This is a genomic window from Pedobacter mendelii, assembly GCF_014635725.1.
GTDB classification, from domain to species: domain Bacteria; phylum Bacteroidota; class Bacteroidia; order Sphingobacteriales; family Sphingobacteriaceae; genus Pedobacter; species Pedobacter mendelii.
Genome location: NZ_BMDJ01000001.1, coordinates 75954 through 98952, shown reverse-complemented (window position 1 = coordinate 98952; position 22999 = coordinate 75954). Strand labels below are relative to the sequence as shown.

Below are 22999 nucleotides of genomic sequence, written 5' to 3'. Positions count from 1 at the left end.
GTTTAAAATCTAAAAAATTTACTCGTTAAAGCAGTAATAGCAGATAATTGAATTTTCGTATTACTAATTTAAAATCCGAAGAAACCACCGCCGTTTTTGCTTTGTGTTTTCTTTCCTGTTAACATGCCAAAAAGGCCACGAACAATTTCCTTACCAATCTGACGGGTAATTGTTGCCCCCATAACCTGTTCTACTAAACTTTTCTCGCCAGACTTTGGCTTGCTTTCAATTTTAGCTTGTTTTTGTGCTTCAACTTCTTGTTTTTGCTGTTCGGATGCGATAGTTTGATCATTAATTTTTTTGGTTAAAATATCATAAGCACTTTCTGGATCAATCGGGTCTTTGTATTTAGTATACATCGCACTTCCAGAAACAACTTTATCAAAATCTGCGGCAGTTAGAGGTCCCATTACAGCCCTTGGTGGAGTAAGCATTGTTGCAGATACTTCAGTTGGAATTCCTTTTTCATTTAATACGGTAACTAAAGCTTGGCCAGTTCCTAATGAGGTTAAAACCTTATCAATTTCATAAAAATCAGATTTTGGATAAGTGTTAACTGTCTTTTTCAGAGCATCTACATCGTTTGGTGTAAAAGCCCTAAGCGCGTGTTGAACTCTATTTCCTAATTGCCCTAAAACACTTTCAGGAACATCGGTTGGCGATTGCGTACAGAAAAAAACACCTACACCTTTTGATCGGATTAATCTGATAATTGTTTCAATCTGCTCTAAAAAAGTTTTAGAAGAGTTGTTGAAAAGTAAGTGTGCTTCATCAAAAAAGAAAACCAATTTTGGTTTGTCTAAATCGCCAACTTCAGGCAATGTGCTAAAAAGTTCAGCAAGCAAGCTTAGCAAAAATGTAGAGTACAAAACAGGTTGATTTTGAACATCTGCAATGTTTAAAAGGCTGATAACGCCTTTACCGTCAACACGCTCAAATAAATCTTCTGAATCGAAAGATTTTTCACCAAACATTCCGGCTAAACCTTGCTGTTCAATGGCGACGATTTTTCTTAAAATGGTTCCGGATGTTGCGGTTGAAATGGTGCCGTAACTTTCTTTAATTTCAGCAGCACCAGCTCCTTCTGATAAATATGAAACTAATTTCTTTAAATCGTTTAGGTCGATTATTGGCATTTTGTTGTCATCAGCATACTTGAAGATAACAGCCATTACACCAGATTGTGTATCGTTTAAATCTAAAACTTTTGATAGAAGTGTTGGCCCGAATTCTAAAACGGTTGCCCTCATCTGTGCGCCAAGTTTTCCGGAAAGAGAGTAAATTTCTACAGGGAAGCCCGTTGGTGTAAAAGATTTTTTTAATTGAGCAGCTCTTTCTTCAATTTTTGGATTTATGCTTCCGGGTTGATTTAAGCCAGATAAATCGCCTTTTACATCAAGCATAAAAACCGGAACCCCAGCATCAGAAAGCTGTTCTGAAAGTAATTGAAGGGTGCGGGTTTTTCCTGTACCAGTTGCGCCGGCAATTAAACCATGCCTGTTCATCATTTTTAAGGATAGATTTACTTCGGCATCCTCATAAACCTGCCCATCTAAAATGCCCGCCCCGAGGTAAATATATGAGCCTGTTGGCGCATAAGAAGCTTTTATTTTTTCGATAAATTTTGAAGCAGAATCACTCATTATTTTAAGGTTTTAATGCCCCAATTTAATAAACTAATATTAAAAAAAGGATTTTTATTGCATCCTTTTAAGGCCATTCGTTAAAAATTAATTTATTGCTTACCAGAACTGATTTAAATTTATTATGGTTACAAAGTCTTAAACCGAAAGGAAAATAGTTTCGGTAATTGGTTAAGACTTGGAAAGCTTTTCGAATAACTCCTTTTGTTGATTATTTAAATTTGTTGGTATTTTAATTTGCCATTTGATGTATAAGTCACCGAATTGATTTTCTTTTTTATAAAATGGGAATCCTTTTCCTTTAAGTCTTAAATTAGTGTCAGGTTGTGTGCCGGCAGGTATATTGAGTTTTACCTTACCATTTAACGTCTCAACAATTTTCGCTCCACCTAAAACTGCTGTATATAAATCAACGTCTTCCTGAATGTAAATGTTATTTCCTTTTCGCTTAAATTTAGGGTGTTCGGCAATGTTAAATGTAATGTATAAATCGCCTGCAGGCCCATTGTTTGGTCCTGCCGCTCCGTAACCGGGAAGTTTTATTTTTTGTCCATTTTCTACACCGGCAGGAATTGTTATGCGAACCTGTTTTCCATTTACAGTAAGCGTTTGTTTATGGGTTGTATAAGCATCAATTAAATTAAGGTTCAATTCTGCTGTAAAATCCTGCCCTTTAAAAGGCGATCTGCTGCTACTTCGACCGCCGCCACCACCAAACATAGATGAAAAAAAGTCTGAAAAATCCTCTCCTCCAAAACCTGAAAATCCACCTCTGCCTGCTCCATGCGATTGCTTGTTTTGTTGTTGAGCATTAAATTGATCGGCATGTTGCCAGTCTTTACCATAACGGTCATATTTTTTTCGTTTTTCCAGATCGCTTAAAACCTCATTCGCCTCATTTACTTGCTGGAATTTTTTATTTGCCTCTTCATTATTAGGATTTAAATCAGGATGGTATTTCCTTGCCTGTTTCCGATAGGCTTTTTTAATATCATCTGTGGTCGCATCTTTGTTAATTTCAAGAACTTTATAGTAATCAATGTAATCCATAAGTGGTAAACAAATAAGTAATTTGAATGTTGGGGTTTGGTTTCGGAAAATGTAAAACTAGTTATTAACCATGAATAACGCTAATTTAAACAAAAAATGCCCCGGATTTCGGGGCATTTTTTGTAGATGTGATCGAGATTTTATTTTTTGTTCTTCACGTATTTTTCAAGCCATTGATCCTGCTCCCAAAGGGCATGCAATATGTTTTCTTTACCTCTATAGCCATGTGCTTCGTAAGGTAAAAATACAAATCTAACTGTTCCGCCAGCGCCTTTAATTGCAGCAAATAAACGCTCACTATTTATCGGGAAAGTACCTGTGTTATCATCAGAATCTCCGTGGATTAGCAACAACGGTGTTTTAATTTTATCTGCATAACTGAACGGACTCATTTCGTAATATAACTGAGGAGCTTGCCAATATGTACGTTCTTCGTTTTGGAAACCGAACGGTGTTAAAGTACGGTTATAAGCGCCGCTTCTAGCAATGCCTGCCGCAAACAAATTGGTGTGTGCTAAAAGATTAGCGGTCATGAATGCGCCATAACTGTGTCCGCCAACGGCCATGCGTTTTCTATCGCCAACGCCCAAATCAGAAAGTTTATTAATTGCTGCTTCTGCATTTAAACTCAATTGATCAATAAAGGTATCATTTGGTTTTTTGCCATCTTTTGCTACAATTGGCATTTCTGCGTTATCTAAAACTGCATAACCACGGGTAACCCAGTAAATTGGAGAACCCCATGAAATTGTGGTGAATTTATCTTTTGAGCCACGAATTTGAGCCGCATCGGCAGCAGAGTTAAACTCGCGGGGATAAGCCCAAATAATAGTTGGAAGCAGGCCATCTTTCTCTTTATTGTAGCCTTTTGGTAAATATAAATCACCTGTTAAATCAACACCATCAGACCTTTTGTAAGAAATTTTTTCTTTTACAACACCATCTAAAGAAGGGTATGGATTTGAGAAGGCAGTAACAGGCCTATCGGCAACTCGAAGTACCAGATTTTTAATGTAATAATTCGGAACCAATTTCTGACTTTCTTTTCTGGTAAGCAAAACAAGCTTTTCTGGGTCTATAACATCACTTACATACTCAAATGTACCTTCTGCACTACGCCAAATAATTTCATTCTTTTTAGTTGCTAAATCAAATTTTGCTAAAAATGGCAAATCGCCTTTATCTGAAGAGCCAACAGTATTATTCATTAAAAGTTTCGTGCCATTATCTATGGTATGAATTACTGAGCGACCGTACTTATTTTTTGTAGTTACTGGTGTACCTGGGTTACCATATGCATCAGTTTGGTTGCGGCTATATAATTCTTCTAAAGCACCTGTTGTTGGGTTATATCTGCTTACTTTGCTGGTTTGCTTACTTCTTAAACCTTCCATAACCAAAGCTAAATTTGCATCGCCCCATTGTACACCGCGAAAACGGGTTTGCGTTTTAAATAATTCTTTTTCAGTTCCTGAGAAAGGAGCACTTAAGGAATAAACTGCATCATGAAAAGGGACGTTTTTCTTAATTAAACCACTATCTAACGGTTTCGACCAGATAATGGTTGCCGGTTCGTCGTCTCTCCAATCAAAACCACGAGGAAGGTTTTGCATATTATCGTATCCTGAAGGTGTTCCTTCAGCTGATGGTAATTCTGCCAAAACTTTAACCGCTTTACCAGTTAAATCGGTAACGGTAACAGTAGATGGAAAACCGTTTGCAGTGACCAAATAAGAAAATGGTTTACGAATGGTTTCTATTAGCATAAAAGTTTTATCAGGCGATAAGCTCACTGAACTATAAATTGCAGGTTTACCAATTGGCATTTCTACACCGCCCGTGTTTTTTACCAGTTGCGATGTGCCATAGAATTCGAAAAGTTGCTCATCATAAGGTGATTTAATTAAATCCTGATAGGTAGGACTTGGCGCTGCTTTACCCAAATTTTGCTGTACTGTTGGGCCTTTAGGCATAAGCGGTTTTATCGGTGCAGAAGTAGCTGGTTTAGTTACGGCTCTATAAATAATTGTGTTGTCATTTAACCATGTTAAACCACTACCTAAAACCACATTTAAAAAGGCCTTATTGGTTTTTGTTGCTTTTTTTGTAGCAATATCTATAATGTATAAATCGACACCTTTTTGCGTGGTATTTGTAAAGGCAATTTTATTTTGCGAAGGATTCCAGCTGATGTTACTCGCATACAAAGGAGCGGGCAAACCGGTAACAGGAAATGTTTTATCAGCTTTAATGTTCTTTAAACTGAAATTGTTAATATAAGTAATGCGGCTTGGCGAATAGTTATTTGGATTTAAGCGTAATCCAGCAATACGATATTCGGGCATTGCTAACTCCTCAACAGATGGATACGAATTCCGTTCACTAAATAAAATCCATTCTGCTCTATCATCAATGCTAACACCGGGTGTTGGTTTGGCAAGCAACAAATCAGCAATTTCTTTAGGTGGAAGTTGATAGCTTACGGCATCTTGTGCTGCTGCATTTATTGAAATGAAAGCGCTTGATATTAAAAAATAGAAGTGTAGTTTTTTAAACATAATCCGGTTTGGTTATTTGACAAAGAATAATCAAATATTGCAAAATAAACCGACCTAAAATGTAGCGTAACTGCTTATTTACAAGCTTAAAAATAATTTAAAAAGTAAATACAGTAATTCTTTGTAAAAATCAGTCCTGCTTTCACTAATAGTCCTTGCCCGAAAAGCCTTGGCTACAAATACGCGACCATAATAAAAATAGATGTTGTGGTTTAAATTGGTCTTCGGGCTATCCGTTTAATACAGTTTTATTCGGCAAGTTTACTGCTTGTGGCAAATAAAACCCATTTCTCTATTCAGGATACAGTTTCTTAATTTCAGCAATCGAAGTAATTATCATTTCTTTCAAAATAGAAGGATTGATGTCGCTAAGTTTTTTAATGTACACACAAGCCTTTCCGCTTTTATGTTTGCCAAATACTTCAAGTAACCTTTCTCTATCATCGTTGTTGAATAAAAAGTATAATGCGAACGCATCTTTCCTGGGCGAAAAGCCAGCGAGTGGTGCATCGCCTTCATGTCCACTTGCATATTTGTAGTGATAGCTTCCAAAACCAACAATCGCAGTACCCCACATTTTAGCTTCATGAGCTGATACCTCTTCAAATATCTTAACTAACTCGAAACTATCTTTACGCTTAATTTCTTCGGTAATTTTATTTAGAAATGTAGTAACGCTATCAGCGTTTTCTGTTGTTTTGTTTTTTGCCATTTTAATAGATAATTGAATGTAAAAATTATTTAATCAATTTACACAGCCTGGAATGTTTCCAATTTAGGAAATATGTTACTCCAGATAATAATGTCTTAGTTTCTGCAAATTATCATCTAATTCGTAAACAAGCGGTGTACCTGTTGGAATCTCCAACGCTGTAACTTCTTCATTGCTTAAGTTATCAAGGTATTTAATTAGTGCCCTCAAGCTATTACCATGGGCCGATATTATAACTTTTTCATTCATGCTAATCGCCGGTACTATTGCTTCATTCCAAAACGGCAGAACTCTGCCAATGGTATCACTCAAATTTTCGGTTAAAGGCAATTCTTCAGGTTTTAAAAATTGATAACGTAAATCATTTCCTGGATATCTTTCATCGCTTTTAGTTATTGCAGGCGGTTCTTCATCAGGATCTCTTCGCCATTTTGTTACTTGTTCAAGGCCATATTTTTCCGCTGTTTCATCTTTATTAAGGCCTTGCAAAGCACCATAAAATCGTTCATTTAAATGCCAGGTCTTCTGCTCGGGAATCCAAAGGTGATCGAGTTCTTCAAGAACGATATGAAGTGTTTTAATAGCCCTTTTTAGCAACGATGTAAAAGCAATATCGAAGTTAAAATTATGCTTCTTTAAAAGCTGACCTGCTCTTTTAGCTTCCAGATATCCGCTTTCTGATAAATCGACATCAGTCCAGCCTGTAAAGCGATTTTCTAAGTTCCAAAGGCTTTGTCCGTGGCGGAGTAAAACTATTTTTTTCATTTAGTAATTGATGTTAAAGATCGATAATACAAGTTATAAAAAAGGCCTGAAGAAATAACTTCAAGCCTAATTATTATTTGTCTTTTTATTTAGTTGGAATGTCCGTCAACTAATTCTTTCTGCTTTTTAAATTCAACGTAAAAGAAATAAATTGTTGCCACGATAATAAAAAAGACGTTGCTAACCCTAATGCTATGGTCGAGCCATACATTCAGAGGTGGGATTTCCCCATGAATGCTACCTTTAATTTGAGGCCAATTATTTATAGAAACGAAGATGAAAATCATTAGCAGCAACTTTAAAAACGTTTTAAAAATAATTTTCTGATAATTTACCTCATCCATAATTTATTATTTAAACTCTCTGAAATCCTGACCATCTTTAATGTTTAATAAACTTTCATAAATTAAGCTGATTACATTGTCTACATCTTCTTTATGGACCATTTCTACCGTTGTGTGCATGTAGCGTAATGGTAGAGAAATCAAAGCCGAAGGAACGCCGCCATTTGAATAGGCAAAGGCATCGGTATCTGTTCCTGTGGAACGTGATGAAGCCTGGCGTTGGAATGGAATATCATTTTTCTCTGCTACTTTAATTAATAACTTATTCAGGTTGGTTTGTACTGCCGGAGCATAAGAAACAACAGGGCCTTTGCCTGCCGCTAAATCGCCTTGAATGTTTTTGTTAATCATTGGTGTGGTTGTGTCGTGTGTTACATCAGTAACAATTGCCACATCAGGCTTAATGCGTTGTGCAATCATTTCTGCCCCACGTAAACCAATTTCTTCCTGTACAGAATTTACTATGTATAAGCCGAATGGAAGCTTCTTTTTGTTCTCTTTTAACAGGCGGGCCACTTCGGCAATCATAAAACCACCAACGCGGTTATCCAAGGCACGACCAACATAATAACGGTCGTTTAAAACCATAAATTCATCTTCATAAGTGATTACGCAACCAACGTGGATACCTAATTTTTCTACTTCTTCTTTTGTTGTACAACCACAATCTAAAAAGATATTTTTTAATTCAGGGGCTTGTTCTTTTTCTCCATGGCGAGTATGAATTGCAGGCCAGCCAAAAACTGCTTTAACCAAACCTTTTTCAGTATGGATATTTACTCGTTTCGATGGTGCAATCTGGTGATCAGATCCGCCGTTACGAATCACATAAATTAAACCATCGGCAGTAATGTAATTTACGTACCACGAAATTTCATCAGCATGTGCTTCAATTACCACTTTGTAATCTGCTTTAGGATTGATTACACCAACTGCTGTTCCATAGTTATCAATGAAATGTTCATCAATATAAGGTTTAAGGTAATTAAGCCATAGTTTTTGTCCTTCCCATTCATAACCCGTAGGAGCGGGGTTGTTTATGTATTCTTCAAGAAATTGTAACGATTTTTTGGTTACAACAGCAACATGTTTTTTCTTTTCGTCTTCTTTTTTCTTCGCCATGATTTTGATTTACGATATTAGATTTACGAATTTAGATTGGTATGGAGCAAAACAAATCGAAATCTAGTTTTTATTTATTTGAATTTTAATTTTTTAAATCTGGGTGATTTAAATCGTAAATCTACAATCTAAAATCCCAGTTCCATCACTACGAAATCAAAGCCGTCTTTAAAAAAAGTATCATCTGTTTCGCGGAAGCCAAATTTAAAATAAAATTCCTTTGCATTAACACGGGCGTTACACCAAAGCTCGGTTGCCTTCTGAATTTTACAAAAATCTAAGATATAGTCCATCAATTTAGTGCCATAACCTAGTTTTTGAGCTGCTGGCAACACCGCAAGTTTTCTAAATTGGTAAACATCACCTTGTGGAAATAAGGAAACCACACCAGATAATTTGTGGTCTGCATATAATCCGAAATGTATACCCTCAAAATCGTCTTTTAATTTTACAGCATCGAAAGGCATGTCCGGGTACATTGCTTCGTGCCTTATCCGCCAGGTTAGTGATGGAAAAATTTGCTCTATTTGAATTAATGTTTCCAGATTATTATTGTTTTCTTCCGTAGAATGTGTAAATTAAACTATTTAGAACGATAATTCCCGTCATTCCGTAACAAAATAAATTCCAGCCGCCTTTATCCCAAAGGAATAAACCTAAAGCAGAACCGCAACTTGCGCCAATAAAACTTACCGACATAAATATGGTGTTTAATCTATTTCTCGCTTCAGGTATTAGCGTGTAAATTCTGGTTTGGTTAGTCACATGAATTGCCTGCTGACCGATATCAATCAATATAATTCCAATTACAAATAAATACAAATGGTTTCCAGTAAAGTAAAATAATCCAATGCTGATGATTTGAAGGATAAAGCCAATCAATAAGTTTTTACGTGGATTGTTGCCGTCGCTGAGTTTTCCAACTAATGGTGCAGCTAATGCACCAGCTGCGCCTGCAATTCCAAATAAACCAATTTGTAGGGTTTGAAAACTAAACGGTGGGTTTGCCAAAAACAAAACCATGGTTGTCCAGAAGGCACTAATAATTGCAAAGGCTAAAAAATTAATTATTGATGTTTCGCGTAAAGCTGGCTGCGTTTTGATGTAACTAAACATCGAACTCATTAATTCTTTGTATGTCCCTTTAAAAGCAGGATAACTCTGTGGGAAACGCTTGGCCATTAATACAATTAGTAAAGCACAAATGCCGGCAGCCATAAAATAAACTGCTCGCCAGCCGAGCCAAAATCCAATACTTCCACTTAAGGCTCTTGATGCTAAAATACCAACTAGTAAGCCACTCATAATCATACCGATATTAGCACCTCGATTTTCATCAGAACTTAGGTTGGCTGCCAATGGTAAAATGAGTTGAGGAACAATAGAGCAGGCACCAATTAAAATGGAAGCAATTTCGAGTAAGAAAAAGGTTGTTGAAAAAGCGGCAGCTAAAAGTGCCACAATGGCCAGGCCTGTTATAATTAATATTTGTTTTTTACGCTCGAACATATCGCCAAGCGGAACCAAAAGAAATAAACCTAAGGCATAACCAATCTGTGTTAAATAGGTAATTCGCCCAGCATGGCTTTCTGTAAGGTTAAAATCTTTAGCAACAAGAATAACTAAAGGCTGGCAGTAGTAAATGTTTGCAACAATTAAGCCTGTGCAAAAGGCCATTAAAATTATATCGGCTCGTTTTAACATATTTAAAGGATGTAAAATGGATTAATATGTATAATGTAAAATGGATGATGGTTGTGTCCTAAATCTTCCACTACCGGATGTAAATTTAGAGGATGTAAAATGAATGATGGAGCTTCCGCCTTACTTATGTTAGATTAAACCTTGCAAATTTGGGATACATAAAATATTTAAAATGTAGAAATGTAAAATGGATGATGGAGCTTCCGACTGACTCATGTTAGATTAAACATAGCAAATTTGGATATAAAGTATGTAAAATGTTAAAATGGATGATGGTTGTTTACTACATCATCCATCTTCCCTTTCCCATCAGCCATTTTCCCTTTCCCATCTTCCATTACCCATCTTCCATCTCCCATCCCTACAAAGGTATATTTCCGTGTTTTTTTCTTGGATTATTTACAACTTTATTTTCGAGCATTTTGAAAGCTTTTATTAATTTAATCCTTGTTTGGGCAGGTTCGATAACTTCATCAACAAAACCACGTTCGGCTGCCCGGTACGGGTTTGCAAAAATATCTGAATACAATTTTTCTTTCTCCAACCATTTTTCCTGAGGGTTTTCTGCTGATGTAATTTCTCTTTTAAAAATAATTTCTGCTGCTCCTTTTGCACCCATCACCGCAATTTCGGCGCTTGGCCATGCGTAATTCATATCTGCACCAATGTGTTTACTGTTCATAACATCATAAGCACCGCCATAAGCTTTTCTGGTGATTACTGTTATCCGCGGAACAGTTGCTTCACTAAAAGCATAAAGTAATTTTGCACCATTGGTGATAATGCCATTCCATTCCTGATCTGTGCCGGGCAAGAAACCTGGAACATCTTCAAAAACGAGTAACGGGATATTAAAGCAATCGCAGAAGCGAACGAAACGAGCCGCCTTAGTAGATGAATTGCTATCTAATACACCTGCCAGATAAGCAGGTTGATTAGCAATAATTCCAATACTTCTGCCTGCTAATCGAGCAAAACCAACTACAATGTTTTCTGCAAAATCCTTATGAACTTCCAAAAAACTATCTACATCTGTAACGATTGAAATTATCTCTCTAATATCATAAGGTTGCGATGCATTTTGAGGCATAAAAGTATTCAGCTCAATCCTGCTTTCATCACCTGGTTCGTATGGGATTGGTTCTGCCATTTCCTCACAATTTTGAGGCATATAACTTAAAAGCTTTTTAACATGAGCTATTGCATCAATCTCGTTTGCACAAGCGAAATGTGTTACCCCTGATTTAGTTGCATGTGTACTTGCCCCACCAAGCTCTTCTGAGGTTACTTCTTCATGCGTAACTGTTTTTACCACATTTGGTCCGGTTACAAACATGTATGAGGTATTTTCAACCATCAAAATAAAATCTGTGATGGCAGGAGAATAAACTGCACCACCTGCACAGGGGCCCATAATTGCTGAAAGCTGTGGAATAACTCCAGAAGCCTGAACATTTTTGTAAAAAATATCGGCATAGCCACCCAAAGAAACCACACCTTCCTGAATGCGAGCACCGCCACTGTCGTTTAAACCAATTAATGGAGCGCCGTTTTTCATGGCCATATCCATTAATTTGCAAATTTTTTCTGCATGGGTTTCTGATAAAGAACCACCAAAAACAGTAAAATCCTGAGAAAAAACATAGGTTAAACGGCCATTAATTGTGCCATAACCTGTAACTACACCATCGCCTAAATACTTTTCACTTTCCATACCAAAATCAGTGCTGCGGTGCGTAACCAGCATGCCAATTTCTTCAAAACTGCCTTCATCCATTAAAAAATGAATACGTTCTCTGGCTGTTAATTTTCCTTTCTTATGCTGACTATCAATTCTCACCTGCCCGCCACCGAGGTTTGCCTGATTTATTTTATCTTTAAGTAATGCTATTTTCTTATCCATATTAATGACATGAGATTTTAAAATTAAAAATTACAATCGGTATTGCAAGGTTGATATGTTGTTATTTACTCAATAACCTGAATCTTTATTTACAAACCTGAAATTCTTTTTTGTTGCTCTTAATAAACCTTGAAGGTTTTTAAAACCTGCGAGATTTGAGTAATTTGATGTTTAAATTCTTGTCAATCACTTATATTACATTTTTTTTACAGCTTAAAGTATTGAAAAACCAATTATCCGTTTATTTTTGTAACTAAATTAAAACGAGATTAGAATAAAATAAATGTTTTTAAGGAAATACAAGTTTATAATCGTTGCTGCATTTATGCTCATCTTCACCGCGAAGATGACTATTTCTGGCGCTCCGGTTTTTTGTACTTGTATTGATAAAGAAATTATGAATGCTGTTATCATGCAAATTGAGTTAGAGCATGATGGCGGTAAAGATACCGCCAAAGACACATCGAAGTTCAGCGAGTTTAAATTTGTTGAATTAAGTCATCCAATATTTTCTTATGAGTTCTCCTCAAGTCATTTTGTGCTGAAGAGTAGTTTTATTGAGCATTTCAAACGATATGTAGATCCATATCATCCTACCGTACCAACACCGCCGCCTAACTTTAGCTAAATTTAGGTGGAATCGCATTTTTCTCGATAGAATTTATGGATAAACAATACATAGCTATTAATTGGTATATATTGAATTTATCTAAATTCACTTTGCTTTAACACCAAGATTTTATTCGTTAAAATTTACCTGATAATTATATCGTTATGCAAAAGTTTAACCCGGCCTTTTCAGGCTCGGATGTGAAAAAATATATTCTCAAAAAGAATTTAAAGAAAGATTTACCCGCCAGTATAGTCGTTTTTCTAGTTGCTTTGCCATTATGTTTAGGTATTGCACTGGCTTCTGGTGCACCTTTATTTGCCGGTTTAATAACTGGTATTATTGGTGGAATCGTTGTTGCTTCATTTAGTGGTTCACAGCTGAGTGTTAGTGGTCCGGCAGCGGGTTTAACTGTAATTGTTCTAGGTGCAATTACATCGCTTGGAAGTTATCCAACGTTTTTGCTAGCCGTAGTACTGGCAGGTGTTTTTCAATTAATTTTAGGTTTGGTAAAAGCGGGTACAATTGGTAATTATTTTCCTTCGAGTGTAATTGAAGGTATGCTGGCTGCTATTGGATTAATCTTAATTTTAAAACAACTTCCACATGCTTTGGGTGTCGACACTGATTTTAGTGGTGATGAAGGTTTCTTTCAACAAGATCATGAAAATACTTTTTCTGCAATATCTGCTGCACTAAGCCATTTCAGTTTGGCAGCAGTAGTTATCAGTTTGTTATCGATAGCGATTTTAATTATATGGCCAAAATTTCCAAGACTTGCCATTGTGCCTGCACCATTATTAGTTGTGGCATTAGGTATTATTGGTACAATAATTTTCGCCGGGACAGATCATCCACTTCGGGCTGATCAGATGGTGAAAATTCCTGTTGTTAACGGTTTTGGCGAATTTTTAGGCTTGTTTACCTTGCCCGATTTTTCTCAACTGGCCAATAAGAATGTTTATATCGTTGCTGTAACCATTGCGGTAGTAGCAAGTTTAGAAACTTTATTAAGTATCGAAGCCATTGATAAAATAGATCCGATTAAACGCGTATCGCCAACAAATCGCGAATTAATTGCACAAGGTATAGGAAACATTACCAGCGGCATGGTAGGTGGTTTACCAATGACTTCGGTAATTGTTAGAAGCTCTGCGAATGTAAATTCAGGAGGTAGAACCAAAATGTCAGCCATTTTTCATGGTATTTGGTTATTGCTTTCGCTATTATTTATTCCGCAGGTAATTAATATGATTCCGCTTTCATGTTTGGCAGCAATTTTATTGGTAACAGGCTATAAACTAACACGCATCAGCCTATTTAAACACATGTACCATAAAGGCTGGGATCAGTTTGTGCCATTTGTTGTAACCGTTGTAGCGGTATTGTTTACCGATTTACTAAAAGGCGTTGCAGTAGGTATGTTGGTTTCAATTTTCTACTTATTGCGGACAAACATGCGTAATCCTTTTTTCTATAGAATTACCAATGAGGGCGATAAAAAGAACATTAGAATTAAACTGGCAGAGGAAGTTTCCTTTTTAAATAAAGCCGCTATACAGGTTGTTTTAACGAATATTCCACGAGAAACAAATGTAATTATTGATGGTACTAATGCCCGGTATATCGACCCCGATGTATTAGAAACCATTTTCAATTACAAACATAATGCCTATACCAAAGGCATTATAGTAACCTTAGAAAACGTACAGAAACATTACACTGTACCAAAATTAAATAACAAGATTGTAGAAGAAATAAATAATAAAAAATAATGAAGGCACATACTTTAGAAACACAAGCAACAATTACCCCTGAAAAAGCATTTGAAATACTAAAAGAGGGTAATGAAAGATTTGTACAAAATTTAAAAGCCAACAGAGATTTACTAGCACAAGTAAATGATACCAGGTCAGGACAATGGCCATTTGCTGTAATATTAAGCTGCATAGACAGTCGTACTTCTGCAGAATTGATCTTTGACCAAGGATTAGGAGATATTTTTAGTGTGAGAATAGCTGGGAATTTTGCGAACCAAGATATTTTGGGTTCTATGGAATTTGGCTGTAATGTTGCAGGATCTAAATTAATTGTTGTTTTAGGGCATTCAAAATGCGGAGCTTTAAAAGGAGGATTAGATTCTGCTGCAATCCGAGAGACAGGAATGGAAAACCTTATTCATTTAGTAGATCATTTTAATGCAATTATTAATGAAGTTATTACAGAAGGAGAAGAACGTTCGTCTAAAAATGATGATTTGTTGGAAAGATTGAACGTACAAAATGTAAAGCAAACCATAAAAGATATTCGCAACCAAAGTACCACTTTAAACCAAATGGAAAAAGATGGGAAAATAAAAATAGTAGGCGCGAATTATAATGTAGAAACTGGTATTGTAAGCTGGTTATAGCATTTAAGGCCACAATAGTTAAAAAGTCTAGACTTATATTTTGGCAGTTTGAGGGTTTTATAAAATAAATTGGCTTATCAATAAATTCGCCGGTATTAAATAACAAAGAGGTTGTATCATAAATATGAAATGTCATCTTGAGCCTGTCGGAAGACTTGTAAAAAATTGCCTTTGAGGGCGTTTCCACAAGCTCAACGTAACAAGTTTCAAAAATAATTTTATTTATGATACATCCTCTTTACTTTTCTTTACTATTCGGCATGTTGCCTGCGTGTCCCTCGTTTCCTTTTTCAGAATCTTCACGGGCTTCTTCCGAACCAAAATCGCCTTTTCCAAAATTTCTACCCAGGTTACCCGCATCAGATTTTACTTTGTTTTTTTCGTTATTTTCATCGCTGTGATGACGGGGAACCAATCCATCTGGCATATTTGTCTTATCTGCAGCATTATCCGCGTTTTTATCTTTTAAATTTTCGTTTTGATTAGCCATGATGTTTTTTTTATTAAGAACAGTGGAAAGCAAAGATGGTTTTAAAAGAGTGATAAGGATTTGGAAATGACTGTTTAGTGTATCGTGGATGCTGTAGTCCCGCCATGCGCTGCAATCTTTTTCTTGCAAAGTTACTAACTCTGAATGGCCAGCTGCTTAAGAGAGTTAGTAACTTTAAAAAGCAATCAAAAGGATTTACGCTACTGTCGGGTTTGAGGAATTTAAGATTGTGCATCTTACGCCCTGCAGCCCTAAATAGTTGCAAAAACCAAATATCTTAAACGGGATTGGAGCGGTATACTTTTTTGTTTTTTAAGAGTTGACAACTTTAATAGCAGGTTAGAAAGAATTTGTTAGCTATTACAAAAAAGATTTAGCGTAAAGCCCGACTACCAGTAAAGTTATCATTGCCTTTGCTTTACAAATCCCTATAAAAAGAACAACCCCTGATTGTTCAAGGGTTTTGAAAATTTATTGAGTTGACAACTTTTAAGCAATATTGCCAGAAAGTTGTCAACTCTAAACTCAATAACTAATCCTCTGCTAAAAACGGGTAACGATAATCCGTTGGCGATTCGAAAACTTCTTTAATGGTACGAGGAGAAACCCAACGCAACAAATTAATCATCGAGCCGGCTTTATCGTTTGTGCCTGAACCTCTGGCGCCACCGAATGGTTGCTGTCCAACAACTGCACCTGTACATTTATCGTTAATGTAAAAGTTGCCGGCTGCGTTGCGTAAAACATGCGATGCCTTATCAATTGCGTAACGGTCTTGTGCGATTAATGCGCCAGTTAAAGCATAAGGAGAAGTGGTGTCGATAACCTTTAAAATCGAATCGAAATCTTTATCTGCATAAACGTAGATTGTTAAAACCGGGCCGAACAATTCTTCGCACATGGTGGTGTATTTCGGGTCGTCAACTACTAAAACAGTTGGTTCAACGAAATAGCCTTTGCTCTTATCGTAGTTACCACCAGCAATAATTTCTACCCCTTTATCTTTCTTAGCTTGGTCAATGTATTTCGCTAATTTATCAAATGAGCGCTCATCTATAACAGCATTAATAAAATTGGTAAAATCTTCAGTTCCACCCATTTTGAATGTCGCCAAATCGCGTAACATTAACTTCTTGATTTCTGGCCAAAGGCTTTCGGCAATGTAAACACGACTTGCAGCCGAACATTTTTGACCCTGGTATTCGAAAGCACCACGAACAATTGCAGTACTCGCAATATCGGTTTGCGCCGATGGGTGAACCAGGATAAAATCTTTACCACCAGTTTCGCCCACAATACGAGGATAGGATTTATATTTATGGATATTTGTACCAATTGTTTTCCAAATTTCCTGGAAAACTTTTGTAGAACCTGTAAAATGAATGCCTGCAAAATCTGGATGGTTAAAAATAACATCGCCAGTTTCCGGGCCATCGGCATAAACTAAATTGATTACACCATCAGGTACGCCCGCCTCACGGAAAATTTCCATTAAAAGGTTGGCTGCGTAAATTTGAGTATCAGCAGGTTTCCAAACTACAACATTGCCCATCATCGCTGCCGAAGCAGGTAAGTTAGCAGCAATAGCAGTAAAGTTAAATGGAGTAAGTGCAAATACAAAACCTTCTAACGGGCGTTGTTCTACACGGTTCCAGTTGCCACGGGGAGAGACAGGCGGTTGTTGTTTGTAAATATCGGCCATGTAACTTACATTGAAACGTAAGAAATCAATGAGTTCACAAGCCGCATCAATTTCTGCTTGATAGGCATTTTTGCTTTGACCAAGCATAGTCGCTGCATTTAATTTATAACGGTATTTGCCCGCAATTAAATCAGCAGCTTTTAAAAAGATTGCCGCTCTGTGCTCCCAAGAAAGGTTTTCCCAGTCTTCTTTTGCAGCCAAAGCAGCATTAATGGCTTGTGTAATATGAGTTTTGTCGCCAATGCTAAATTGGGCTAAAACGTGTTGGTGATCGTGTGGAGGAACAACCTTACCCTTTTTAATGGTGTGAATTTGTTTACCACCAATATACATCGGAATATCTTGTTGGTGTGAGCGAGCTTCAGCAAGTGCCTCTTTTAAAAGAACGCGTTCTTTACTGCCTGGGCCATAATTTAATATAGGTTCGTTTACCGGAATGGGTACGTTAAAAAATCCTTTAAGCATAGTATATTTTTTATGATTTGGGCAAAGATAAGGGTTTTTGAGGGATGCAATTCTATTCTACTGTAAAGAAAGTAAGGGGAAGTCGGTATGCTTATTCATTCGGTTTTCGATTTCTTATTGAAAACAATTCTTAAATATTCTCCGTGGTGACTGATAGATGTAATATGTTTAGTTTTTGTTTTAAGGTTGGTAATTTCTGGAAGGGATGCTTCATTGTGAGCGAGATAAAATCTTTTTGAAAGATTAAAGATATTTGAATAGTTGGATTGATTGTAAACTCGTTTAACTATAAGGTTTTTGAAAATTAAATCTTCGCTGGTTGCTATGGTATGTATAAACGTGCTGTTTATTTCTGACTTCGTTAAAAACAATAATTCATTCCTTTTTACGAAACCAAACGACTTTTTAGTATCAATATATAATAATTTGCACTGGAAACTTTTTGGCGCAAAATTCCGTATACCGGTTTTACGGTTATGAATTTTATAAGCCGATTCTTTCATACTCCAAAGCAACCAAACTATTAAATCGGGATTTGTTGCCGAGTTGATAAGGAGTTGTTCCTCTTGCGTAAAGATTTTTTCAAGGTAGCCATTACGTCTCCAATTACTTTGTACCCTGGCAAGATTTAAATCTACGATATCATTTCCCAGCATTTAGCTTGCTATCTATAATTTCTACAGTGGCTTTAACAGTTAACATTTTCGCCATAGAATCATTATCAATTTCAATTTTAAATTCTTCTTCGATATCGAGTACGATATCAACCAGATTGGCTGAATTTATTTTTAAATCGGCAATAAAATCGGTGTTTTCATCAATGTTTTCTAAAGCTAAAGTTTCTTCGCTGTAAGGTTGTATAATAGTTTTCAGTGCTGAAATAATTTCATTTTTATTCATGGGTATATTTTTTTAATATCAGACAAACGTTTACATCGCCAAAGCCAAAGCTAGCCTTAGCCAGAATATTGAACGATTTTTTGATGAGTGTTTGAGGAATTCGATTTTTATTTATCAAAGTAGTTATTTCTGGGTTAACATCTTCGCAATTTATATTTGGGAAGATAAAATCTTGATTTAATTCTAAAACTGATGCTACACATTCGATGCTTCCGGCAGCACTGATACAATGGCCAATCATTCCTTTCAAAGAGTTTATATAAGGAAAGTTATCAGCAGATGAACCAAGTGCAATTTTCCAGTTTTCAATTTCGAGGGCATCTTTACTCGTAGCTGTTAAATGACCGTTAATCACATCAATTTCGTGTAATTGTATTCCCGAATTTTCAACAGCCTTCTGAATGCAGCGTTGAACTGCCATGGGGTTTGGTGCTGTCATGGTTCCTGTACCCCTTTGCCCACCAGAATTTAAATGACCACCCAAAACCTCGGCATAAATATTCGCATTTCTTGCCAAAGCAGAATCAAGTGATTCTAAAACCAATGCACCTGCACCACTTCCGGGTACAAAACCACTTGCCATTAAGCTCATCGGTCTGCTTCCTTTTTCAGGCTCATTATTGTGCTTAAATGTGCAAACTTTCATGGCATCGAAACCGCCCCAAATGTATGGCCCGCTATCACTTGTGCTGCCGGCAAGCATACGTTTTGCCTGTCCAGATTTAATTCTTTCGTAAGCAAGTAAAAGGCTTTCGGCACCCGTTGCGCATGCAGATGAATTTGTGCTTATTTGATTTCCTAAGCCTAATTTGCCACTAATAAATGCACTTACACCACTTGCCATGGTTTGTATAACAACTGAACTTCCGAGTTTTCGGATTTCCATGTCATCAATTTTATTAATCGCCCACCTAAATTTGTCAATTCCTGAGGTTCCAGTACCAAAAATTGTTCCGCTATCCCAGTCAGGTTCTTCATCATCACTTTTTTCCAAACCCGCATCTTTCCAGGCATCTAAGCCTGCTACAACACCATAAATAATTCCGGTGCTGTTTAAATTTCGTAGTTCTAAGGGCGTAAAATATTGTGCAATCCTTTCCTCACTGAGCTGAGGCTTTCCTGCAATTTGGCATGAAAAACCGAGGGCTTCTAGATCAGGTTGATGTGTTATTCCTGAAATACCATTTTTTATAGCATTCGTAAATTCAGGAATTGTTGTGCCATTTGGCGCACAAATACCTAAACCAGTTATTACTACCCGATTGCTATTCATCAGGGTTAGAAATTAACATTCCAGAAATAGTTCCTTTACATATAACTTCGCCCAGAATATTCTCCATTTTTACTTTGCAACTTAATTTATTAAAGCGGAAATATATCTTTTCACTTGTTACCCATACTTTTTCACTGGGATAAACAGGTTTTAGAAAATCAATAGAATTTGATGTCATAACCAATGATGTTTTTTCATTATTCAATTCGTCTTTTAAAAGAAATAAACCCAAACAAACCAAACCGATTTGAGCCATAGTTTCTGTTAGAATTACTGCTGGAGTTATGGGTTCGTTTTTAAAATGGCTTTCATAGAATGATAAACTATCTTTATAGGTATAGGTGCCAATTGCTCCATTTTTATCGATTTGTAATAGTTCATCAACAAATAAAAAATCTTTTCCGTAAGGTAATTTTTTAATTATTTCTTGCAGATTCATATTACCATTTTAAAAGAATTCTTTGTGCCGAAAAACCAGGGCCAAAACTGAGCATTAATCCTTTCTCTCCAGGAGCAGGATTTTTGTTCATATAACTTTCTAATACATATAAAACCGTGGCACTGCTCATATTACCATATAGCCTTAAAACTTCTTTTGTTTCGTTTATGTTTTTGCCTAATTTTCCAAATAATTCTTCTACAACCTGTATAATTTTTTTCCCTCCGGGATGAAAAATCAGGTGGTCGATATCGCTAATTTCTAGATTATTTTTGGCTAAAAAGGGATGAATAATTTCAGGGAAATGAAGGGCAATTGTCTCGGGTACTTCAACATCTAAAACCATCTGTAATCCGGTATTGGTTAATTTAAAACCCATCATTTCTTCTGCATCATAAAAGTGATACATTTCTTCGGCTAAAATTTCCGGACCATCATCTTCTTCGTTCGAACTCAATAAAACGCAAGCGGCACCATCTCCAAAAATAGCAGCACTAACCACATTAGCCATCGAAAAATCGTTAAGTTGGAAAGTCGCAGTTGGCGATTCTACAGCGATAACAGCAGCGCGTTTACCAGGATTAGCCTTTAAAAAGTTTTTAGCGTAAATCATTCCCGAAACTCCGGCAGCACAACCCATTTCTGTTACCGGTAGCCGAACAATATCCTGACGAAGTTTTAGTGCATTAATTAAATAAGCATCTAAAGATGGAATCATAATGCCTGTACAACTAACAGTAATAATATAGTCTAAATCTTTTGGCTGCCATTTTGCTTTTTCTAGCGCAGTTTCTAAACACTTTACGCCTAATTTTATGCCTTCTCTTATGTAAATGTCATTTCTTTGCTCAAAACTTAAATTGCTGAAAACTTCTTCAGGCGACATGAATGAATATCGCTTATCTACGGCTGCACCCTCAAAAATCTTTTTAACTTTTCTAATAAATCGTTCATCCTGGTCTTTTAGCCAAATATCTAAAAAAGGAATTATATCTTCTGTTGCTCTCCAAAATTCTGGTAATGCTTTACCAACTGCTTTAACAATTACACTCATACTGATTTAATTATCCATTGGTATCGAAAAGCCCACTTCCATTTAATTGAACTATATCTTAAATTTAATTTTTCTGTGTATGAACGTAAATCTGCTTTCTTAAATCCGCGTAAGATAGAAACTAAGCCATCTTCTCTCGACATATCATTTAAGCCAAATGCAAAACATAAAACCTTAAAAAGTCTATATGCCAATGCGCTTCTTTCTAAGTCGTTTATTACTATTCCTGTTTTTGCCGATGATTTAAAATTTGCCAAAAGTTTAATAATATCTTCATCTTTAAAGTGGTGTAACGTTAATGTACAAATAATAATATCACAAGGTTCATCTTTGGCTAAATCATCAAAAATATCGCTGCATTCGTATGAAATGTTGCTATAGTTTTTAGATAGATTTTCAGCGTGTTCTATCGTAAATTTGTTGGCATCTATTCCTTTTAGAACAAAGTTTAGGTTGTTTTTACTTGCGTAATCAGCTAATGTTCTTAACATATCTCCATTACCGCAACCTATATCAGTAATACGTATAATTTCTTTATTTGGTTTGCCTGATATTAAGGTTTTGATTCCACTAAGTGTAACCTTGTTGCCTCCAAGTAGTTGATTGATCCTTGCGATTTTATCTAAGGCATCTCTTAAAATTTCTCCTTCCATTTGGAAATCATCCATCATTTCAGGGGCATTGCTTCTATAACTTGTATCTATTGCCATTAATTTGGAATTGTAATTGGTCGGCCATGAGTATGCTTGATTATTTTATTAAATACAAAAGGCATTTTTGTAATCGAATTCATAGCAAAGCTTTCGAGTATGTTGTTTTTTAAAATGGAACTTAGCACTCGCCCCATCTTTAATCTGTTATTAAATAATTCTTTCCAACTTTTGGCATAGCTTACCTCTAATTCTGCTCTTGAATTAATTTCCCCTTTAAAGTGTTTGTTTAAAAGGTCAGATGCAATTTTAGCACTATGAATGGCCATAGCCATTCCATTTCCACAAAGCGGATGAATCAATCCTGCTGTATCTCCAATCATTAAAATATGGTTGAAAATGGGTTCTTTTGCATCGAAAGAAATTTGACTGATCGTAAGCGGCGTATCAAAAATCATTTCAGATTGTTCAAAAATATTCTTTAGATTTTTGTTTTGGTACAAAATATTTTCCTGATAAGCGGTAATACTTTTATACTTTTTAAAGCTATTGTAGTTGGCTAAATAGCAAATGTTCAATGTGTCGTTTTCTACTTTTGAAACCCCACAATAACCACCTTTAAAATTGTTTAAGCTAACCAGGTTGTTGGGAAAATTTGACTTATAATGTGCCTTTACTGCCAGATAAGGAGATTTTTTAATGATAAATTCACGCTCTAATTTAACATCAATTAATGCTCGCTTACCATAAGCGCCAATAACATGAGCTGCTCTAAAAGTTTTACCTGCAGCGGTTTCAATATTGAACTGGTTATTCGTATAATTCACATGGATTACAGTATCATGAAAAATGCTTACTCCTTTTTTAATAGCTATATTGTATAAGAATTCATCAATTGCATATCGGCTTAAACCAAAACCACCTAATGGTAATTTTGTATTAACAGATTTGCCTGAAATGGCTGTAAATTCTAAATTTGTTATTTGTGTAGGCAACAGATTATCTACATGAATACCGAGCCAATTTAGGTATGGTAAAGTTTCATTTGAAATATATTCGCCGCAAACTTTATGATGAGGATAAGTTTGTTTCTCAATTAGAGTTACTGCTAAGCCTAGTCTTTGAAGATGTATAGCTGCGGTTAAACCGGCTAATCCACCACCAATTATTAAGATTTCTGTTTCAAGCGGCATATAGTTTTAAAG

The 22999-nt window shown here is 36.0% G+C and carries 22 protein-coding genes; 3 read left to right on the top strand and 19 right to left on the bottom strand.

Going from position 1 to position 22999, the window contains the following annotated elements; translation table 11 throughout:
- Positions 1–68: 68 nt before the first annotated feature.
- From IEV50_RS00410 to IEV50_RS00365, 10 genes are all read right to left on the bottom strand, one after another.
- A complete protein-coding gene (locus IEV50_RS00410; protein WP_188411273.1) occupies positions 69–1643 on the bottom strand; it encodes a helicase HerA-like domain-containing protein in 1575 nt (524 codons plus the stop codon).
- Between the two features lie 171 nt (positions 1644–1814).
- The gene (locus tag IEV50_RS00405) at positions 1815–2693 is read right to left on the bottom strand and encodes a DnaJ C-terminal domain-containing protein (protein ID WP_188411271.1); all 879 of its coding nucleotides are present in this window, start codon (positions 2691–2693) and stop codon (positions 1815–1817) included.
- A gap of 140 nt (positions 2694–2833) precedes the next feature.
- Positions 2834–5251 (bottom strand): alpha/beta hydrolase family protein, encoded by a 2418-nt coding sequence (locus tag IEV50_RS00400; protein WP_188411269.1) that lies wholly within the window; start codon positions 5249–5251, stop codon positions 2834–2836.
- Positions 5252–5543: 292 nt separating this feature from the next.
- Entirely contained in the window at positions 5544–5963 is a 420-nt protein-coding gene (locus IEV50_RS00395; protein ID WP_188411267.1) for a DUF1801 domain-containing protein, read from the bottom strand.
- A 75-nt stretch (positions 5964–6038) separates the two neighbouring features.
- Positions 6039–6728: a 2,3-diphosphoglycerate-dependent phosphoglycerate mutase gene (gene gpmA / locus IEV50_RS00390; RefSeq protein WP_188411265.1), complete on the bottom strand. Its 690-nt coding sequence runs from the start codon at positions 6726–6728 to the stop codon at positions 6039–6041.
- Between the two features lie 89 nt (positions 6729–6817).
- A complete protein-coding gene (locus tag IEV50_RS00385) occupies positions 6818–7072 on the bottom strand; it encodes a hypothetical protein (protein WP_188411263.1) in 255 nt (84 codons plus the stop codon).
- Between the two features lie 6 nt (positions 7073–7078).
- Entirely contained in the window at positions 7079–8194 is a 1116-nt protein-coding gene (locus tag IEV50_RS00380) for a M42 family metallopeptidase (RefSeq protein ID WP_188411261.1), read from the bottom strand.
- Between the two features lie 128 nt (positions 8195–8322).
- Positions 8323–8661: a GNAT family N-acetyltransferase gene (locus IEV50_RS00375; protein WP_229746569.1), complete on the bottom strand. Its 339-nt coding sequence runs from the start codon at positions 8659–8661 to the stop codon at positions 8323–8325.
- A gap of 82 nt (positions 8662–8743) precedes the next feature.
- On the bottom strand, positions 8744–9898 hold the full coding sequence (locus IEV50_RS00370) for an MFS transporter (protein ID WP_229746568.1): 1155 nt from the start codon (positions 9896–9898) through the stop codon (positions 8744–8746).
- Between the two features lie 361 nt (positions 9899–10259).
- Positions 10260–11801 (bottom strand): acyl-CoA carboxylase subunit beta, encoded by a 1542-nt coding sequence (locus IEV50_RS00365; protein WP_188411257.1) that lies wholly within the window; start codon positions 11799–11801, stop codon positions 10260–10262.
- A 325-nt stretch (positions 11802–12126) separates the two neighbouring features.
- Here IEV50_RS00365 and IEV50_RS00360 point away from each other — a divergent pair, with 325 nt between their 5' ends.
- The 3 genes from IEV50_RS00360 (at position 12127) to IEV50_RS00350 (ending at position 14821) form a co-directional block, all read left to right on the top strand.
- Positions 12127–12429 (top strand): hypothetical protein, encoded by a 303-nt coding sequence (locus IEV50_RS00360; RefSeq protein WP_229746567.1) that lies wholly within the window; start codon positions 12127–12129, stop codon positions 12427–12429.
- Positions 12430–12575: 146 nt separating this feature from the next.
- Positions 12576–14186, top strand: a complete 1611-nt coding sequence (locus IEV50_RS00355; protein WP_188411253.1) for a SulP family inorganic anion transporter — start codon at positions 12576–12578, stop codon at positions 14184–14186.
- Positions 14186–14821, top strand: a complete 636-nt coding sequence (locus IEV50_RS00350) for a carbonic anhydrase (protein ID WP_188411251.1) — start codon at positions 14186–14188, stop codon at positions 14819–14821. The genes IEV50_RS00355 and IEV50_RS00350 overlap by 1 nt, the downstream gene beginning before the upstream one ends.
- Positions 14822–15059: 238 nt before the next feature.
- Here IEV50_RS00350 and IEV50_RS00345 read toward each other — a convergent pair whose 3' ends face one another.
- From IEV50_RS00345 to IEV50_RS00305, 9 genes are all read right to left on the bottom strand, one after another.
- Positions 15060–15311, bottom strand: coding sequence for a hypothetical protein (locus tag IEV50_RS00345; RefSeq protein WP_188411249.1), 252 nt, complete (start codon positions 15309–15311; stop codon positions 15060–15062).
- A 532-nt stretch (positions 15312–15843) separates the two neighbouring features.
- Positions 15844–17478: an L-glutamate gamma-semialdehyde dehydrogenase gene (gene pruA, locus IEV50_RS00340; RefSeq protein ID WP_188411247.1), complete on the bottom strand. Its 1635-nt coding sequence runs from the start codon at positions 17476–17478 to the stop codon at positions 15844–15846.
- A gap of 95 nt (positions 17479–17573) precedes the next feature.
- Positions 17574–18134: a 4'-phosphopantetheinyl transferase family protein gene (locus IEV50_RS00335; protein ID WP_188411245.1), complete on the bottom strand. Its 561-nt coding sequence runs from the start codon at positions 18132–18134 to the stop codon at positions 17574–17576.
- Positions 18121–18378, bottom strand: coding sequence for an acyl carrier protein (locus IEV50_RS00330; RefSeq protein ID WP_188411243.1), 258 nt, complete (start codon positions 18376–18378; stop codon positions 18121–18123). The genes IEV50_RS00335 and IEV50_RS00330 overlap by 14 nt, the downstream gene beginning before the upstream one ends.
- Positions 18371–19651 (bottom strand): beta-ketoacyl-[acyl-carrier-protein] synthase family protein, encoded by a 1281-nt coding sequence (locus IEV50_RS00325; protein ID WP_188411241.1) that lies wholly within the window; start codon positions 19649–19651, stop codon positions 18371–18373. The genes IEV50_RS00330 and IEV50_RS00325 overlap by 8 nt, the downstream gene beginning before the upstream one ends.
- Positions 19644–20090, bottom strand: a complete 447-nt coding sequence (locus IEV50_RS00320) for a 3-hydroxyacyl-ACP dehydratase FabZ family protein (RefSeq protein ID WP_188411239.1) — start codon at positions 20088–20090, stop codon at positions 19644–19646. Before IEV50_RS00320 ends, IEV50_RS00325 begins: the two co-directional genes overlap by 8 nt.
- Before the next feature lies 1 nt (position 20091).
- The gene (locus IEV50_RS00315; RefSeq protein WP_188411237.1) at positions 20092–21144 is read right to left on the bottom strand and encodes a type III polyketide synthase; all 1053 of its coding nucleotides are present in this window, start codon (positions 21142–21144) and stop codon (positions 20092–20094) included.
- Entirely contained in the window at positions 21141–21854 is a 714-nt protein-coding gene (locus tag IEV50_RS00310) for a methyltransferase domain-containing protein (protein WP_188411235.1), read from the bottom strand. Before IEV50_RS00310 ends, IEV50_RS00315 begins: the two co-directional genes overlap by 4 nt.
- Positions 21854–22987, bottom strand: a complete 1134-nt coding sequence (locus IEV50_RS00305; RefSeq protein WP_188411233.1) for an NAD(P)/FAD-dependent oxidoreductase — start codon at positions 22985–22987, stop codon at positions 21854–21856. The genes IEV50_RS00310 and IEV50_RS00305 overlap by 1 nt, the downstream gene beginning before the upstream one ends.
- Positions 22988–22999 lie beyond the last annotated feature (12 nt).

What these genes read in the sequence shown, in the direction of transcription:
- pruA (WP_188411247.1), bottom strand. Translation starts at nt 17,478, where the DNA reads ATGCTTAAAGGATTTTTTAACGTACCCATTCCGGTAAACGAACCTATA.
- IEV50_RS00350 (WP_188411251.1), top strand. Translation starts at nt 14,186, where the DNA reads ATGAAGGCACATACTTTAGAAACACAAGCAACAATTACCCCTGAAAAA.
- IEV50_RS00400 (WP_188411269.1), bottom strand. Translation starts at nt 5,251, where the DNA reads ATGTTTAAAAAACTACACTTCTATTTTTTAATATCAAGCGCTTTCATT.
- IEV50_RS00375 (WP_229746569.1), bottom strand. Translation starts at nt 8,661, where the DNA reads ATGCCTTTCGATGCTGTAAAATTAAAAGACGATTTTGAGGGTATACAT.
- IEV50_RS00320 (WP_188411239.1), bottom strand. Translation starts at nt 20,090, where the DNA reads ATGAATCTGCAAGAAATAATTAAAAAATTACCTTACGGAAAAGATTTT.
- IEV50_RS00405 (WP_188411271.1), bottom strand. Translation starts at nt 2,693, where the DNA reads ATGGATTACATTGATTACTATAAAGTTCTTGAAATTAACAAAGATGCG.
- IEV50_RS00365 (WP_188411257.1), bottom strand. Translation starts at nt 11,801, where the DNA reads ATGGATAAGAAAATAGCATTACTTAAAGATAAAATAAATCAGGCAAAC.
- IEV50_RS00360 (WP_229746567.1), top strand. Translation starts at nt 12,127, where the DNA reads ATGCTCATCTTCACCGCGAAGATGACTATTTCTGGCGCTCCGGTTTTT.
- IEV50_RS00385 (WP_188411263.1), bottom strand. Translation starts at nt 7,072, where the DNA reads ATGGATGAGGTAAATTATCAGAAAATTATTTTTAAAACGTTTTTAAAG.
- IEV50_RS00355 (WP_188411253.1), top strand. Translation starts at nt 12,576, where the DNA reads ATGCAAAAGTTTAACCCGGCCTTTTCAGGCTCGGATGTGAAAAAATAT.
- IEV50_RS00330 (WP_188411243.1), bottom strand. Translation starts at nt 18,378, where the DNA reads ATGAATAAAAATGAAATTATTTCAGCACTGAAAACTATTATACAACCT.
- gpmA (WP_188411265.1), bottom strand. Translation starts at nt 6,728, where the DNA reads ATGAAAAAAATAGTTTTACTCCGCCACGGACAAAGCCTTTGGAACTTA.
- IEV50_RS00345 (WP_188411249.1), bottom strand. Translation starts at nt 15,311, where the DNA reads ATGGCTAATCAAAACGAAAATTTAAAAGATAAAAACGCGGATAATGCT.
- IEV50_RS00395 (WP_188411267.1), bottom strand. Translation starts at nt 5,963, where the DNA reads ATGGCAAAAAACAAAACAACAGAAAACGCTGATAGCGTTACTACATTT.
- IEV50_RS00325 (WP_188411241.1), bottom strand. Translation starts at nt 19,651, where the DNA reads ATGAATAGCAATCGGGTAGTAATAACTGGTTTAGGTATTTGTGCGCCA.
- IEV50_RS00315 (WP_188411237.1), bottom strand. Translation starts at nt 21,144, where the DNA reads ATGAGTGTAATTGTTAAAGCAGTTGGTAAAGCATTACCAGAATTTTGG.
- IEV50_RS00380 (WP_188411261.1), bottom strand. Translation starts at nt 8,194, where the DNA reads ATGGCGAAGAAAAAAGAAGACGAAAAGAAAAAACATGTTGCTGTTGTA.
- IEV50_RS00410 (WP_188411273.1), bottom strand. Translation starts at nt 1,643, where the DNA reads ATGAGTGATTCTGCTTCAAAATTTATCGAAAAAATAAAAGCTTCTTAT.
- IEV50_RS00335 (WP_188411245.1), bottom strand. Translation starts at nt 18,134, where the DNA reads ATGCTGGGAAATGATATCGTAGATTTAAATCTTGCCAGGGTACAAAGT.
- IEV50_RS00310 (WP_188411235.1), bottom strand. Translation starts at nt 21,854, where the DNA reads ATGGCAATAGATACAAGTTATAGAAGCAATGCCCCTGAAATGATGGAT.
- IEV50_RS00370 (WP_229746568.1), bottom strand. Translation starts at nt 9,898, where the DNA reads ATGTTAAAACGAGCCGATATAATTTTAATGGCCTTTTGCACAGGCTTA.
- IEV50_RS00305 (WP_188411233.1), bottom strand. Translation starts at nt 22,987, where the DNA reads ATGCCGCTTGAAACAGAAATCTTAATAATTGGTGGTGGATTAGCCGGT.